At 69.0% G+C, this 14,590-nt stretch carries 15 protein-coding genes; 7 read left to right on the top strand and 8 right to left on the bottom strand.

The window, feature by feature from the left end; genetic code table 11:
• Positions 1-83: 83 nt before the first annotated feature.
• The 4 genes from ACZ7NC_RS23275 to ACZ7NC_RS23260 all read right to left on the bottom strand — a co-directional run bounded on the left by ACZ7NC_RS23275 (position 84) and on the right by ACZ7NC_RS23260 (position 2,511).
• Positions 84-659 (bottom strand): TerD family protein, encoded by a 576-nt coding sequence (locus ACZ7NC_RS23275; RefSeq protein WP_471490873.1) that lies wholly within the window; start codon positions 657-659, stop codon positions 84-86.
• A gap of 123 nt (positions 660-782) precedes the next feature.
• On the bottom strand, positions 783-1,358 hold the full coding sequence (locus ACZ7NC_RS23270; protein ID WP_471490872.1) for a TerD family protein: 576 nt from the start codon (positions 1,356-1,358) through the stop codon (positions 783-785).
• A 138-nt stretch (positions 1,359-1,496) separates the two neighbouring features.
• Positions 1,497-1,955, bottom strand: a complete 459-nt coding sequence (locus ACZ7NC_RS23265; protein WP_383409895.1) for a peroxiredoxin — start codon at positions 1,953-1,955, stop codon at positions 1,497-1,499.
• A gap of 121 nt (positions 1,956-2,076) precedes the next feature.
• Complete coding sequence (locus tag ACZ7NC_RS23260) at positions 2,077-2,511, bottom strand: DUF3052 domain-containing protein (RefSeq protein WP_030054586.1); 435 nt, start codon at positions 2,509-2,511, stop codon at positions 2,077-2,079.
• 354 nt (positions 2,512-2,865) lie between these two features.
• Here ACZ7NC_RS23260 and aceE point away from each other — a divergent pair, with 354 nt between their 5' ends.
• Positions 2,866-5,613, top strand: coding sequence for a pyruvate dehydrogenase (acetyl-transferring), homodimeric type (aceE, locus tag ACZ7NC_RS23255; RefSeq protein WP_471490870.1), 2,748 nt, complete (start codon positions 2,866-2,868; stop codon positions 5,611-5,613).
• Between the two features lie 99 nt (positions 5,614-5,712).
• Positions 5,713-6,549 carry a potassium channel family protein gene (locus tag ACZ7NC_RS23250; RefSeq protein WP_471490869.1) on the top strand — a complete coding sequence of 279 codons (837 nt, stop codon included), beginning with the start codon at positions 5,713-5,715 and terminating at the stop codon, positions 6,547-6,549.
• Here ACZ7NC_RS23250 and ACZ7NC_RS23245 read toward each other — a convergent pair.
• The gene (locus ACZ7NC_RS23245; RefSeq protein ID WP_471490867.1) at positions 6,546-6,851 is read right to left on the bottom strand and encodes a small hydrophobic protein; all 306 of its coding nucleotides are present in this window, start codon (positions 6,849-6,851) and stop codon (positions 6,546-6,548) included. The two genes, ACZ7NC_RS23250 and ACZ7NC_RS23245, sit on opposite strands and share 4 nt — an antisense overlap.
• Before the next feature lie 240 nt (positions 6,852-7,091).
• Positions 7,092-8,711: an MFS transporter gene (locus ACZ7NC_RS23240; protein WP_471490866.1), complete on the bottom strand. Its 1,620-nt coding sequence runs from the start codon at positions 8,709-8,711 to the stop codon at positions 7,092-7,094.
• A 66-nt stretch (positions 8,712-8,777) separates the two neighbouring features.
• On the opposite strand from ACZ7NC_RS23240, the gene ACZ7NC_RS23235 reads away from it, so the two are divergent.
• From ACZ7NC_RS23235 to ACZ7NC_RS23225, 3 genes are all read left to right on the top strand, one after another.
• Entirely contained in the window at positions 8,778-9,404 is a 627-nt protein-coding gene (locus ACZ7NC_RS23235) for a TetR family transcriptional regulator (protein ID WP_471490865.1), read from the top strand.
• 93 nt (positions 9,405-9,497) lie between these two features.
• Positions 9,498-10,715 carry an alpha/beta hydrolase gene (locus ACZ7NC_RS23230; protein ID WP_471490864.1) on the top strand — a complete coding sequence of 406 codons (1,218 nt, stop codon included), beginning with the start codon at positions 9,498-9,500 and terminating at the stop codon, positions 10,713-10,715.
• A gap of 57 nt (positions 10,716-10,772) precedes the next feature.
• Complete coding sequence (locus ACZ7NC_RS23225; protein ID WP_471490901.1) at positions 10,773-11,633, top strand: DUF4429 domain-containing protein; 861 nt, start codon at positions 10,773-10,775, stop codon at positions 11,631-11,633.
• A 68-nt stretch (positions 11,634-11,701) separates the two neighbouring features.
• On the opposite strand, the gene ACZ7NC_RS23220 is transcribed toward ACZ7NC_RS23225, so the two are convergent.
• Both ACZ7NC_RS23220 and ACZ7NC_RS23215 read right to left on the bottom strand, forming a co-directional pair.
• Positions 11,702-12,715: an aldo/keto reductase gene (locus tag ACZ7NC_RS23220; protein ID WP_471490863.1), complete on the bottom strand. Its 1,014-nt coding sequence runs from the start codon at positions 12,713-12,715 to the stop codon at positions 11,702-11,704.
• On the bottom strand, positions 12,712-13,185 hold the full coding sequence (locus ACZ7NC_RS23215; protein ID WP_471490862.1) for a MerR family transcriptional regulator: 474 nt from the start codon (positions 13,183-13,185) through the stop codon (positions 12,712-12,714). The genes ACZ7NC_RS23220 and ACZ7NC_RS23215 overlap by 4 nt, the downstream gene beginning before the upstream one ends.
• 97 nt (positions 13,186-13,282) lie before the next feature.
• On the opposite strand from ACZ7NC_RS23215, the gene ACZ7NC_RS23210 reads away from it, so the two are divergent.
• The gene (locus tag ACZ7NC_RS23210; protein WP_471490860.1) at positions 13,283-13,753 is read left to right on the top strand and encodes a GNAT family N-acetyltransferase; all 471 of its coding nucleotides are present in this window, start codon (positions 13,283-13,285) and stop codon (positions 13,751-13,753) included.
• Between the two features lie 19 nt (positions 13,754-13,772).
• Positions 13,773-14,588: a serine hydrolase domain-containing protein gene (locus ACZ7NC_RS23205; RefSeq protein WP_471490859.1), complete on the top strand. Its 816-nt coding sequence runs from the start codon at positions 13,773-13,775 to the stop codon at positions 14,586-14,588.
• Positions 14,589-14,590 lie beyond the last annotated feature (2 nt).

Raw genomic sequence — 14,590 nt, 5'->3', positions numbered from 1 at the left:
TCGGCTTTACGAAGACTTTGAACCCGAAGTCTAGTCGGCCGCCGTTCGGACCCCACCGGGGCCCGGGTTTTGCTCATATCGCGTTATGAGACGTCGACCCCGAAGTCGAGTGCGATGCCCCGGAGTCCGGACGCGTACCCCTGTCCCACCGCCCGGAACTTCCACTCCCCCTGGTAGCGATAGACCTCGCCGAAGATCATGGCGGTCTCGGTGGAGGCGTCCTCGCTGAGGTCGTAGCGGGCGAGCTCCTGGCCGTCGGCCTGGTTCACGACCCGGATGAAGGCGTTGCTGACCTGACCGAAGGTCTGGCCGCGTTCGTCGGCCATGTGGATGGAGACCGGGAAGACGATCTTGTCGCAGTGGGCCGGCACCTTGGAGAGGTCGATCAGCAGCGACTCGTCGTCGCCGTCGCCCTCGCCGGTGAGGTTGTCGCCGGTGTGCTCCACCGAGCCGTCCGGGCTCTTGAGCTGGTTGTAGAAGACGAACCACTCATCGCCCAGTACCCGACCGCCGCTGCACACCAGGGCGCTGGCGTCGAGGTCGAAGGGGGCTCCGGTGGTGGAGCGCGCGTCCCAGCCGAGCCCGACCATCACCTGAGTGAGGTTGGGTGCGGCCTTGGACAGGGAGACATTTCCTCCCTTGGCGAGCGTGACGCCCATGATGCTGGTCCTCCCCGCGTGATGCTTCTTTGGTTGTCCTGCGCATCCGGCGCCGTACCCAAACGGTACGGCGCCGGACTCAGCCAGTGGTGTCCTGGACGGTCACGTCCGGGATGGTGAAACTCAGACGTTCACGCCGAAGTCCTGCGCGATGCCGCGCAGGCCCGACGCGTAGCCCTGGCCGATGGCACGGAACTTCCACTCCGCACCGTGCCGGTACAGCTCGCCGAAGACCATCGCGGTCTCGGTGGAGGCGTCCTCACTGAGGTCGTAGCGTGCGATCTCGGTGCCGCCGGCCTGGTTCACGACGCGGATGAACGCGTTGCGCACCTGGCCGAAGGACTGCTGGCGGTTCTCGGCGTCGTAGATCGACACCGGGAAGGTGATCTTTTCGACGTCGGCCGGGACGGCGGCGAGGTTGACCTTGATCTGCTCGTCGTCGCCCTCGCCCTCACCGGTGAGGTTGTCGCCGGTGTGCTCGACAGAGCCGTCGGCGCTCTTCAGGTTGTTGAAGAACACGAAGTTGGCGTCACTGCCGACCTTGCCCGTGTTGTTCAGCAGCAGCGCGCTGGCGTCGAGGTCGAAGTCCGTGCCCGTCGTGGTGCGGACGTCCCACCCCAGTCCGACGATGACCGCGGTCAGGCCGGGGGCCTCCTTGCTCAGTGATACGTTGCCGCCCTTGCTGAGGCTGACTCCCACGAGTCCTCCATTGGTGTCCAGGGGCGGGGAGCCCCGCCGTGCGTTTGATATCGGATCAACGACTCGATCCTAGTGACGGGTTCCCGTGGCTCGCAGGCCTTGGTGGCCAACAATCACAGGTGTCGGTCACCAGCGGGATCAGAGGGTGTCGAGCGCCTTGACGTACTCACCGAGGTCGCGCGCGTCCGGCAGGGCGTTGACGACGGTCCAGCGGACGACGCCCTCCTTGTCGATGACGAAGGTGCCGCGCACCGCGCAGCCCTTGTCCTCGGCGAAGACGCCGTAGGCGCGGCTGACCTCGCCGTGCGGCCAGAAGTCGCTGAGCAGCGGGTACTCCAGGCCCTCCTGCTCGGCGAAGACGCGCAGGGTGTGGATGGAGTCGTTGGAGACGGCGAGCACCTGCGTGTCGCGGTCGGAGAACTGCGGCAGGTTGTCGCGCACCTCGCACAGCTCGCCGGTGCACACACCGGTGAAGGCGAAGGGGTAGAAGAGCAGGACGACGTTCTGGGAGCCGCGGAAGTCGGAGAGCTTCACGGTGGCGCCGTGGTTGTCCTTGAGCTCGAAGTCGGGGGCCTTGTCGCCGACCTGGATCGCCATCGTCGTGGATGTCCCTTCGGTGGGGGCTGTTCGGGTGGAACCCACCCTATGCAGCGACCACCCGGGCCCGTGCAGGAGGCCGGGCCGGGCCTCTCGGCCCGACCCGGCATCGCCACCGTTTCTACTTCTTGGTCTTGGCGGCCTTGGGCGTCACCAGCCGACTGCCGCTCCAGTCCTTGCCGACGCTGACGCTCTTGGACGCCGACAGACCCGCCGTGGTCGCGGCTTCAGAGATGTCGCTGGGCTCCACGTAGCCGTCACGGCCGGTCTTCGGTGTCAGCAACAGGATCGCGCCGCCCTCTTCGATGTACGTGGTGGCATCCACCAGCGCATCCGTCAGGTCGCCGTCCTCGTCGCGGAACCACAGCACCGCGGCATCGGCAACGTCGTCGTAGTCCTCGTCCACGAGCTCGGTGCCGGTGACTGACTCAATGGCCTCGCGGAGTTCCTGGTCTACGTCGTCGTCGTAGCCGATCTCCTGGACCACCTGCTCGGGCTGGAACCCCAGCCTCTCGGCAAGGGTCCGCTCCTCCGCGTGGTCCGCGGTCGCGCTCACGGGTTGCCTCCTGATCATGTTTTGGGAATAACTCAGCCACGCGCGTGCGCGAAGCATTGGCCGTAGTCCACACGGGCGGGACGGATCGCGCAAGTACCCGGCCGTTCAGACCGCCGAAACGGTGACGATCCTGAACGTGTCACCGCAACTCCAGGCATGCCTTCATCGTCTCAGGGTGACGCGCACCACACCAATCTGCCCCCTTTGTGCGTTTGGGAACCATCTACGGGTACTCCGCCGTTCACCAGGCGCCCGGTTACCTAACAGTAGAGATGACGTTTTGCGCCCCGAGGTACACGATGGGGAGCGGTGCAGACCCTTAGAAACACGGCCCTCTGACAGGTAAGGAACAGCGTGGCTTCCGGATCAGATCGCAACCCGATCATCATTGGCGGCCTTCCGAGTCAGGTTCCTGACTTCGATCCCGAGGAAACCCAGGAGTGGCTCGACTCCCTCGACGCCGCCGTGGACGAGCGCGGCCGGGAGCGGGCCCGCTATCTGATGCTGCGGCTGATCGAGCGGGCCCGCGAGAAGCGCGTGGCCGTGCCCGAGATGCGCAGCACGGACTACGTCAACACGATCGCCACCAGGGACGAGCCGTTCTTCCCGGGCAACGAGGAGATCGAGCGCAAGATCCTCAACGCCACCCGGTGGAACGCCGCGGTCATGGTGTCCAGGGCCCAGCGCCCCGGCATCGGCGTCGGCGGTCACATCGCCACGTTCGCCTCCTCCGCCTCGCTCTACGACGTGGGCTTCAACCACTTCTTCCGCGGCAAGGACGAGGGCGACGGCGGCGACCAGGTCTTCTTCCAGGGCCACGCCTCCCCGGGCATCTACGCCCGCGCGTTCCTGCTGGACCGCCTGAGCGAGGAGAACCTGGACGCGTTCCGCCAGGAGAAGTCGAAGGCGCCGTACGGCCTGTCGAGCTACCCGCACCCGCGGCTGATGCCGGACTTCTGGGAGTTCCCGACCGTGTCGATGGGCCTCGGCCCGATCGGCGCGATCTACCAGGCGCGGATGAACCGCTACATGGAGGCGCGCGGCATCGCCGACACCTCCAAGTCGCATGTGTGGGCGTTCCTCGGCGACGGCGAGATGGACGAGCCGGAGTCGCTCGGCCAGCTGTCCATCGCCGCGCGCGAGGGTCTGGACAACCTCACCTTCGTGGTCAACTGCAACCTCCAGCGCCTCGACGGCCCCGTGCGGGGCAACGGCAAGGTCATCCAGGAGCTGGAGTCGATCTTCCGGGGCGCCGGCTGGAACGTCATCAAGCTGATCTGGGACCGCACCTGGGACCCGCTGCTCGCTCAGGACCGCGACGGCCTCCTGGTCAACCGGATGAACACCACGCCGGACGGCCAGTTCCAGACGTACGCCACCGAGACCGGCGCCTACATCCGCGAGCACTTCTTCGGCGACGACCAGCGGCTGCGCTCGATGGTCGAGGGCATGACCGACGACCAGATCCTGCACCTGGGCCGCGGCGGTCACGACCACAAGAAGATCTTCGCGGCGTTCTCGGCGGCCAAGGCGCACAAGGGCCAGCCGACGGTGATCCTCGCCAAGACGATCAAGGGCTGGACGCTCGGCCCCAACTTCGAGGGCCGTAACGCCACGCACCAGATGAAGAAGCTGACGGTCGACGACCTCAAGCGCTTCCGCGACCGGCTGCACCTGCCGATCGCCGACAAGGACCTGGAGAGCGGGCTCCCGCCGTACTACCACCCGGGGCGGGACTCCGAGGAGATCCAGTACATGCACGACCGCCGCAAGGGGCTCGGCGGTTACGTCCCGACGCGTGTCGTGCGGTCCAAGCCGCTGGCCCTGCCGGAAGACAAGACGTACGCGACCGTGAAGAAGGGCTCGGGCCACCAGTCGATCGCCACCACGATGGCGTTCGTACGGCTGCTCAAGGACCTCATGCGGGACAAGGAGCTCGGCAAGCGGTTCGTGCTGATCGCACCGGACGAGTACCGCACCTTCGGCATGGACTCGTTCTTCCCGAGCGCGAAGATCTACAACCCGCTCGGCCAGCAGTACGAGGCGGTCGACAGGGACCTGCTGCTGGCGTACAAGGAGTCGCCGACGGGCCAGATGCTGCACGACGGCATCTCGGAGGCCGGCTGCACGGCCTCCCTCATCGCCGCGGGTTCGGCGTACGCCACGCACGGCGAGCCGCTGATCCCGGTGTACGTCTTCTACTCGATGTTCGGTTTCCAGCGCACCGGCGACCAGTTCTGGCAGATGTCGGACCAGCTGGCGCGCGGTTTCGTGCTGGGCGCGACAGCCGGCCGTACGACGCTGACCGGTGAGGGCCTCCAGCACGCCGACGGCCACTCGCAGCTGCTCGCCTCGACCAACCCGGGCTGTGTCGCCTACGACCCGGCGTACTCGTACGAGATCGCGCACATCGTGCAGGACGGTCTGCGCCGGATGTACGGCGGCGACGCGGAGCACCCGCACGGCGAGGACGTCTTCTACTACCTCACGGTCTACAACGAGCCGATCCAGCACCCGGCCGAGCCGGAGAACGTGGACGTCGAGGGCATCCTCAAGGGCGTCCACCGGCTCGGCGAGGGCCCCGCGGGGTCGATCCCGGCGCAGATCATGGCGTCCGGTGTGGCCGTGCCGTGGGCCGTCGAGGCGCAGAAGATCCTCGCCGAGGAGTGGAACGTCAAGGCGGACGTCTGGTCGGCGACCTCCTGGAACGAGCTGCGGCGCGAGGCCGTGGAGTGCGAGAGGCACAACCTGCTGCATCCGGAGGAGGAGCAGCGGGTGCCGTATGTGACGCGGAAGCTGACCGGGGCCGAGGGGCCGTTCGTGGCCGTCTCCGACTGGATGCGGTCGGTGCCGGACCAGATCGCGCGCTGGGTGCCGGGGACTTACCAGTCCCTGGGCGCCGACGGCTTCGGTTTCGCGGACACCCGTGGCGCGGCCCGCCGGTTCTTCCACATCGACGCGCAGTCGATCGTGGTGGCCGTGCTGACCGAGCTGGCCAAGGAGGGGAAGGTGGACCGGTCGGCGCTGAAGCAGGCGATCGACCGCTACCAGCTGCTCGATGTGTCGGCCGCGGACCCGGGGGCCGCGGGCGGCGACGCGTAGCGTCCGTCAGCCGCGCGTTCCGTCAACCGCACGATGGGGTGGTGTGCCCGTGGGTGACCTGGGGCTACACCACCCCTTCACATTTCCTACGATGCGGCCATGAAGCAAGTGGCGGCGCAAGCGCGTTGGGAGCGGCATACCCAACGGCCCCTGTTCGGTCTGGCCCTGGCGTTCGCCGTGGCCTATGCGGTGCCGATCGTCCGGCCCGACGCGAGCCGCGTGGTGGTGGACGTGTGCCTCGCGGTGGAGTGGGTGGTGTGGGGGGCGTTCGCGCTGGACTACGTCGTCCGGCTGGCGCTCGCCGAGCGGCGGCGGGACTTCGTGCGGTCGCACTGGCTGGACCTGGGTGCGGTGCTGCTGCCGCTGATACAGCCGCTGCGGTTGCTGCGGCTGGTGTCGACGCTGCTGCTGGTGGGGCAGCGGGCGCGGATGGCCTCCCAGATTCGGCTCACGACCTATGTCGCCGGGGCCGTGGTGGGGCTGATGATGTTCGGCTCGCTGGCGGTGCTGTCCGTCGAGCGGGACTCACCGAACGGGAACATCAAGACGCTGGGTGACGCGGTGTGGTGGTCGTTCACGACCATGACGACCGTGGGGTACGGGGACCATGCGCCGACCACGGGGGTGGGGCGGATGCTCGCGGTGGGGCTGATGCTGTCCGGGATCGCCCTGCTGGGTGTGGTGACCGCGAATATCGCCGCGTGGTTCATCTCTCGGTTCGAGATGGACGACGTGGAGGAGCGGCGACAGACGGAGGCGATACGGGTGCTCACCGAGGAGGTCCGGGCGCTTCGGGCGGAGGTCGCCGCGCTGTCGGAGGGGGCGGGCGCGGCCGACGTGAGCACGCCGGCCTCCCTGGCACGGGAAACCGCGCGCCCCGCCTCCGACAACCCGCTGCCGCCGTCGAACCCCAAGTCCGGAGTTCCTGGCCGCTAGAACAAACCGTTGCCCGGCGTACTCGTCCCGGCCAGCCAGATGATCGCCAGGAGCGTGTCGATCGCACCCAGCACCACCGCCACCAACGCAGGGACAGGGCGGGCTCCCGACCATGTGCGGCCCATGGCCAGCCAGCCGCAGGCGATCGCCACCGGGCCGAGAATGATGCCCAGCACGAAGAATCCGGCGATCGCGCAGATGGCTCCGATGATCCCCAGGGTCGCGCTGTCCGGCCCGCTCCGTGACCATGTGCGGCCACGTGAGCGGGGGTGCCTGCGCGTACCGTGTCCGAAGCCCGCCATTGTCAACTCCCTGAGTAGGCGTTCGACTTGGCGGGTACCCACGGTGCGCTGTTCATGCCACGTATGCGGGCCTCGGGCGCGCTGACCCCCTCCGGCAGCGCGCCCAAGGCCCTGGCTTGACCCACTGTGACCTGCGGCGAGTACCGGTGGGAGGGATCCTCGGCGTTGTCACCCTGATAGGGGAACTCCCGCCCCGGATCCCTCCCTTGAGCGCGCGTGAGCCCGTACGGCTCGCGGGCGTCAGATGTGCGCCGCGCCCGCGCCCGCTTCCGCGTTCTCGCCCCGCTTGGTGAGGAACGCGACCGCGACGGCCACGACCGCCACTCCCGCGGCGACGAGGGACGCGAGGCTCATGCCCGAGATGAAGGTGTCGTGCGCCACGTCCGTGATCTTCGCGGCGATGGCGTCCGGGGTGCCCGGCGCCACCGGTGGCACGCCGACCTGGACCGCCTCGGAGGCCTGGGCCTCCTGGGCCGGGGTGAGCGCCGGGAGCCCGGCGTCCGCCCAGTTTCCGGCGAGGTCGCTGTCGACCTTGGAGGCCATGACGGCGCCCAGGACGGCCGTACCGAGGCTGCCGCCGATCTGCATCGCGGCCTGCTGGAGACCGCCGGCCACACCGGACAGCTCCATGGGCGCGTTGCCGACGATGACCTCCGTGGCGCCGACCATGACCGGCGCGAGGCCGAGGCCGAGCAGGGCGAACCAGAGCGACATGATGGCGCTGCCGGTGTCCGTCTCCAGCGTGGACATGCCGTACATGGCGATGGCCGTGAGCGCCATGCCGCCCGCCAGCGGGACACGCGGGCCCAGCTTGGTGATCATCGCGCCCGCGAGCGGGGAGCCGACGATCATCATGCCGGTGAGCGGCAGCAGGTGCAGGCCGGCGTCGATCGGGCTCATGCCGTGGACGTTCTGGAGAAAGAACGTCACGAAGAACAGGCCGCCCATGAACGCGATGGCCATCAGGACCATCAGGACGACACCCGCGGACAGCGCCACCGAGCGGAACAGCCCGAGCGGGATCAGCGGCTCCTTGACCTTCGTCTCCCAGAAGGCGAAGAGCGCGAAGCCGATCACCGAGGCGGCTATGAAGGCCCATGTCTTCCCGTCGCCCCAGCCCCACTCCGGGGCCTTGATCAGGGCCCAGACCAGGCAGAACATCGCGGCCGACAGCAGGGCGATGCCCAGCACGTCGAAGGAGCGAGGGGCGTTCTCGGCGCGGTGGTCGAGCAGGATCAGCACGCCGAGGACGACGGCGAGGATGCCGACCGGCACGTTGATGAAGAACACCGACTGCCAGTTCACATGCTCGACGAGGACGCCGCCGAGGATCGGGCCGCCGGCGGTCGAGGCGCCGATGACCATGCCCCAGATGCCGATGGCCATGTTGAGCTTCTCGGCCGGGAAGGTCGCGCGCAGCAGGCCGAGCGCGGCCGGCATCAGCAGCGCGCCGAACAGGCCCTGGAAGACACGGAACGTGACGACCGCCGCGATGCTGCTGGACAGCCCGATCGCACCGGAGGCGGCGGCGAAGCCGATCACGCCGATCAGGAAGGTCTGGCGGTGCCCGAACCGGTCGCCGAGCTTGCCGGCGGTGATGAGGGAGACCGCGAGAGCGAGGAAGTAGCCGTTGGTGATCCACTGGACCTCGGCGAAGGTGGCGCCGAGGTCCTTCTGGATGGCCGGGTTGGCGATGGCCACGATGGTGCCGTCGAGGGCCACCATCATGACCCCGACTGCGACGGTGATGAGGGTGAACCAAGGGTGGCCGCGCAGCCCCTTGGCCGGTGTCGCGTCCGACGGGACTACTGGCGCGTCGCCCCCCGACCCCGTCTTGTCGATGGTGGTCTGACTAGTCATGTGTTCGAGGCTAATGACAGCCGCTGACAATTGACAAACCAATTCACAAGTCGGTAACTGACACCTATGGAAACACTGCGCGAACGCAAGAAACAGCGCACCCGGGACGCGCTGCTGCGGACCGCGCTGGAGCTCTTCACCAGCCAGGGATACGAGCACACCACCGTCGACGACATCGCCGAGGCCGTCGACGTCTCGCAGCGCACCTTCTTCCGCTACTTCGCCGGCAAGGAGGAGGCCGCTCTCGCGCTCCAGGACATGACGGTGGCGCACTTCCTGGACGCGGTGCGCGCCCGTCCGCCCCACGAGCCCCCCATGGAGGCGCTGCGGCAGGCGGTCCTGGAGGGCTGGGACACACTGCACGACGTGATCGAGGCCGTCGCACCGGTCGAGCTGTATCTGCGCATGTACCAGGTGGTCGAGTCGACACCTGTGCTGCTCGCCGCCCATCTGCGCAGGTCCGTGGAGATCGAGGAGGCCATCGCCCGCATCCTCGCCGAGCGTGAGGGAATCGACATGGACACCGATCCGCGGCCGCGGCTGGCGGTGGCCGTGTTCGGCGGGGTGATGCGGCTGACGGAGCGTCAGTGGAGCACCGGCGAGGACTTCAGCCTCGACGCCATGCGGGCACTGACCGTCTCACATCTCGAGCAGGTGGGCCCCGCACTCAGCGAGAGCTGGCGAACACGCTGAGGTCATCAGCCTGTTCAGGTCGGCGTGATCGAAACGTGATACCTGTCACTTGGTTAACGCGAGACCCTCTCGTTCTCCTAGTGTGTCCTCCCAGTGACTTCCTTCGACACCTCCCCGCAACTGAACGTGTGGCGCGCGCTGCTCGCGCTGGCCGTGGTGTTCGTGATGCTGGCGACCACCGGCTGGACCGCACTGCGGCACCAGCGCGGCGCCGCACCGCTCCAGGCCTCGGTCAGCGCCTGGGATCGCGGCAGCATAGCCGGGCACCGGCTGCCGGCCGCGGACTCCTCCCCCACGCGGCTCGCCCGGTTCTTCGCCTCGCTCAGCGAGCACCAGCGCAGCACGCTCACGCAGCGCTATCCGCTCGCGGTCGGCAACATGAACGGCGCTCCCGTCGAACTGCGCTACCGCGCCAACCGCGTCGCCCTCGACGAGGCCCGCGAGGTCGAGCGCAAACGCATGCACGACAGCAGACTCACGCCCGACGGGCAGCGTGAGGCGGGCCGTCGTATGCATCGCTTCGAGGCGATGATGCAGACCGGCCGGCACATTCTCGCCTTCGACCCGGAGGGCACGGGGCGGGCCGCCGAGGTGTTCGGAGACCTGACCAGGGCCGAGCGGATCTCGGTCGTCGTCCCCGGCGTCGACACCGACCTGCTCACCTTCCAGCGCACCAGCCGCAAGTACTCGGCGCCGGTCGGCATGGCACAGTCCCTGTACACGGCCGAGCGCGCGGCTTCCCCCTCGACGCGTACGGCAGTGATCGCCTGGGCCGACTACACCTCGCCGAACGGGCTCGGCATCGAATCGGCGACCGCGAGGCGGGCCGCGGACGGTGCCGTACGCCTGAACGCGCTGGTGCGTGCCCTGCCCGGGAGTACGCCGGTCTCCCTGTTCTGCCACAGCTACGGCTCGGTGCTGTGCGGCGTGGCCGCGCCCGTGCTGCCGGGACGGGTGGCCGACATAGCGGTGGCCGGCAGCCCCGGAATGCGGGTGGCGAAGGCCTCCCAGCTGGGCACGTCCGCGCGTGTGTGGGCGATGCGGGACGCGGACGACTGGGTGCAGGACGTGCCGTATCTGGAGGTCGGCGGGCTGGGTCACGGTGAGGACCCGGTGTCGTCGGTGTTCGGGGCGCGGGTGCTGTCGGCTCGGGAGGCCAAGGGGCACGGCGGCTATTTCGAGCCGGGTACGGACAGCGTGGCGAACTTCGCCGAGATCGGGGTCGGCGCATACGACTCGGTGCGCTGCGCTGACGACGCCGAGGCCTGTCGGGCGGATTTGTCCGACACGGCGTCGGCCGGACGCGCGTAGAGACGCAGGAATTGCGGTGTGCGCGAGGTGGCGACGGAGGAACACGTGCCGCATACGATGAGCCGCATGGGTGACGTACTGGCCGGATTTCATGCTGCCTGGGAGTTCGAGTCCGACTCCGTGCTCATCCGTTACGAACGAGGGATTCGAACACCCAAGCTCTTCCAGGCGCTTGGGGAACGTCGGGTTCCTTTTGAGGCGATCGCCGGAGTGACGCTGACACCGGGCAAGCGCGGGACGGTCGTTCTGCGCGTCGAGCCGCGTCCCGGTGCCGATCCGCTGATGGACGCGGCGGCCGGGCAGCTGAAGGAAGGCGGCGATCCGTATCGCCTGGTGCTGCCCGCGGAGCGCGAGACGCTGGCCGAGTACTACGCCGACGAACTGGGGGCGCAGTTGACGGAGTCCGGGCCGGCCGAGGACTTCCTCGTGGGTGCGCCCGATGTGCCGTTGCAGTTCAAGGCGTATGACGCGAAGGCGTCCTTCGACGGGAGCACTGTCCGGTTCAGGTGGTTCTGGACGGGTGCGTCCTCGGCGAAGTGGAAGGCGGGGGATCAGAGCTTTCCGGTGGCCGAGCTGAGCGGTGTCGAGTGGCGCTCGCCCGAGGTGTTCGAGGGGCATCTACGGCTGGTGCGGCGGGACTCCGCGGATGCGCAGCCGGCGCAGGCGGATCTGGATCCGGCGACCGTGGTGTTCGGGCTCGGGTACGGGCCGGTGCACGAGTCGTTGCCGTTCGCCGCGGCCGTGCTGTCGGCGGTCCGCAGGAGCGGGCCGGTCGCCGCGGTGCCGGCCAGTGCGCCGAGGCGCGATCCGGCCGACATCGCGGAGAGGATCCGTCATCTGGGGGAGCTGCATGAGGCGGGGCTGGTGACGGACGAGGAGTTCTCCTCCAAGAAGGCGGAGTTGCTGGCGGAGCTGTAGCGCTTCGCGTGTGCCGGGTTCTGTGCGTCGGCGGCCGCGGGTCGCCTGTGGCTGGTTCCCGGTACCTCCTACTCCCTGCCACCCGACGCGAAGGACATGTCCGCGTAGCGGTCACCGGACACCTTCTCCGCGATCGGCTCCAGCAGAGCCAACTCCCCCTCGCTCAGCACGATCCGGGTCGCCGCCACGTTCTCCTCCACCCGAGAGGGCCTGCGCGTCCCCGGGATCGGGACGATCGGCAGGCCGTGCACCGAGGCCCGCTGCTGCACCCAGGCCAGCGCGATCTGACCGAGCGTCGCCCCGTGGGCCTCGGCCACCGTGCGGATCGGGTCCAGAAGTGCCGCGTTCGCCGCCGCGTTCTCGCCCGTGTAGCGCGGCTGCTGGCGGCGGAAGTCGTCGGTCGTCAGGTCCTCGGCCTTGGCGAAGGAGCCCGTGAGGAAGCCTCGGCCCAGTGGGGAGTACGGCACCAGGGTGACGTTCAGGTCGCGGGCGGCGGGGACCACGTTCGCCTCGATGTCGCGGCTGAACAGCGACCACTCGGACTGGACGGCCGTGATCGGGTGCACGGCGTACGCGTCCCGCAGTTCGCGTGCCGTCACCTCGCTCAGCCCCAGGTGCTTGACCTTGCCCTCGCGGACCAGCTCGGCCATGAGGCCGACGGTCTCCTCGATGGGGACGTCCACGTCCCGGCGGTGCATGTAGTAGAGGTCGATCGCCCCGACGTCCAGGCGCCTCAGGCTCGCCTCCACGCACTGGCGGATGTAGGGCGTGTCGTTACGGATGATCCGTTTGGCCGGGTCGTCCGGGTGGATGGCCAGACCGAACTTCGTGGCGATCACGAGCTCGTCGCGGTGCGCCTTGAAGAACGGGGAGAGGAACCTCTCGTTGTCGCCGGCGCCGTACGCGTCGGCCGTGTCGTAGAGCGTGACGCCCAGCTCAAGCGCCCGTTCCAGCGTCGCCCTGGACTCGCCCGCGTCCGAGGGGCCGTACGCGAAGCTCATGCCCATGCAGCCGAGGCCCTGGACGCCGACCTCGGGGCCGTTCGCGCCGAGTCGTGCGGTCGCGATCCTGCTGTCCGTCATCCGGCCTTCTCCGTCTTCTCGTGCTCGTACAGACGCCCGGCGTCCGCGTAGAAACTGATCTTCCGGTCGAGCACGGCCAGCGTGTCCTGGAGCTCGGCGATCCGCGCGAGGACGTCGCGGCGGGTGGTCTCCAGCAGCTCGAAGCGCTCGCCGAAGGTGTGGTCGCCCTCGCGCACCAGTTCGGCGTACCGGACCATGTCGGCGACCGGCATGCCGGTCAGCCGCAGCTTTCCGACGAGGTCGAGCCAGTCCAGGTCCCGGTTGCTGTAGCGGCGCTGGCCGGTGTGCGAGCGGTCGATGTGCGGCATGAGGCCGATCCGCTCGTACCAGCGCAGGGTATGGGCCGTCAGGCCGGTGAAGGCGACGACCTCGCTGATCGTGTAGCTGTCCTGGCCTTCCGGCCGCCGGTGCGGATGCGGCGGGGCGGCACAGCTGTCGGTCCTGGTACTCGTGGTCTCCATCACCGTCATACGCTCCACGCTATGGCCTTGGAGTGCGCTCCAAGCAAGCGGAAACGGTAAGAAAAGCGCGGGACATGAGTTGATCGCCGTGGCTAGCGTGCCAGGCATGAGCCTCGTACGCCGTGCCCTGCCTAAGGACGCCGCCGAAGTGCTGCGGCTGCGTCAGGTGATGATCGACTCGATGGCCTCGGCGGCCGGTCCGACGGACTGGCATGCCGAGTCGCTGCCGACGCTGCGGGCGAGGCTGGCCGAGCCGGACGGGGACTTCGCGGCGTTCGTCGTCGACCATCCGGAGCGGCCCAGGGCGCTGGCGGCGCTGGTGGCGGGGACCGTGGAGTACCGGATCGGGCGGGCCGGCAACCCGCACGGGACCATCGGGTACGTGTTCAGCGTCGCCACCGATCCGGGCGCGCGGCGTCGCGGGTACGCGCGCGCGTGCATGGAGGAACTGCTGGGCTGGTTCCGTGAGCGGGGCGCCGGACATGTGATGCTGAACGCGTCCGCCGACGCCGAACCGCTGTACGCGGCGCTGGGCTTCACACGGGACGCCGACCCCTCGATGCGGCTGCACCTGTGAGCCGCATAGGCTCGACGGCATGTCGCTGAGCAGCCTCGCGTTGATCGAAAACTGGCCGGTTCCCTCCGCCGCGGCGGGTGTCGTACGGGCGGACGGCACGGTCCTCGGTACGCACGGTCCCGTCGGGCACCGCTTTCCCCTCGCCTCGGTCACCAAGCCGCTGGCCGCCTACGCGGTGCTCGTCGCCTACGAGGAGGGCGCGATCGAGCTGGACGAACCGGCCGGGCCGCAGGGGTCGACGGTACGGCACCTGCTCGCGCACACCTCGGGGCTGGCCTTCGACGAACACCGGGTGACGGCCCCGCCCGGGGAGCGGCGGCTGTACTCCAACGCCGGGTTCGAGCAGCTCGGGGACCATGTCGCCAAGGCGACGGACATCCCGTTCGCGGAGTATCTGCGGCAGGCGGTCCTGGAGCCGCTGGGCATGACGGCCACCTCGCTGGAGGGCTCCCCGGCGAAGGACGGGGTGTCGACGGTCGAGGACCTGCTGCGGTTCGCGGCGGAGGTGCAGGCGCCGCGGCTGCTTGACCCGCGCACGGTCGCCGGGGCGATGACCGTGCAGTACCCGGGGACGAAGGGCGTGCTGCCGGGGTACGGGCACCAGAACCCGAACGACTGGGGGCTCGGCTTCGAGATCCGCGACGGCAAGTCGCCGCACTGGACCGGCTCGACGTCCTCGCCGCGCACCTTCGGCCACTTCGGCCAGTCGGGCACGTTCCTGTGGATCGACCCGGACGCGGGGGCGGCCTGCGCCGCGCTCACGGACCGGGCCTTCGGGCCCTGGGCGATCGAGGCGTGGCCCGCCTTCACGGACGCGGTGCTCGCCGAGCTGTAGGC

The organism is Streptomyces sp. NPDC111802 (assembly GCF_055634335.1).
The sequence above is the reverse complement of the archived record's forward strand: the minus strand, read 5'-3'. Positions and strand labels throughout refer to the sequence as shown.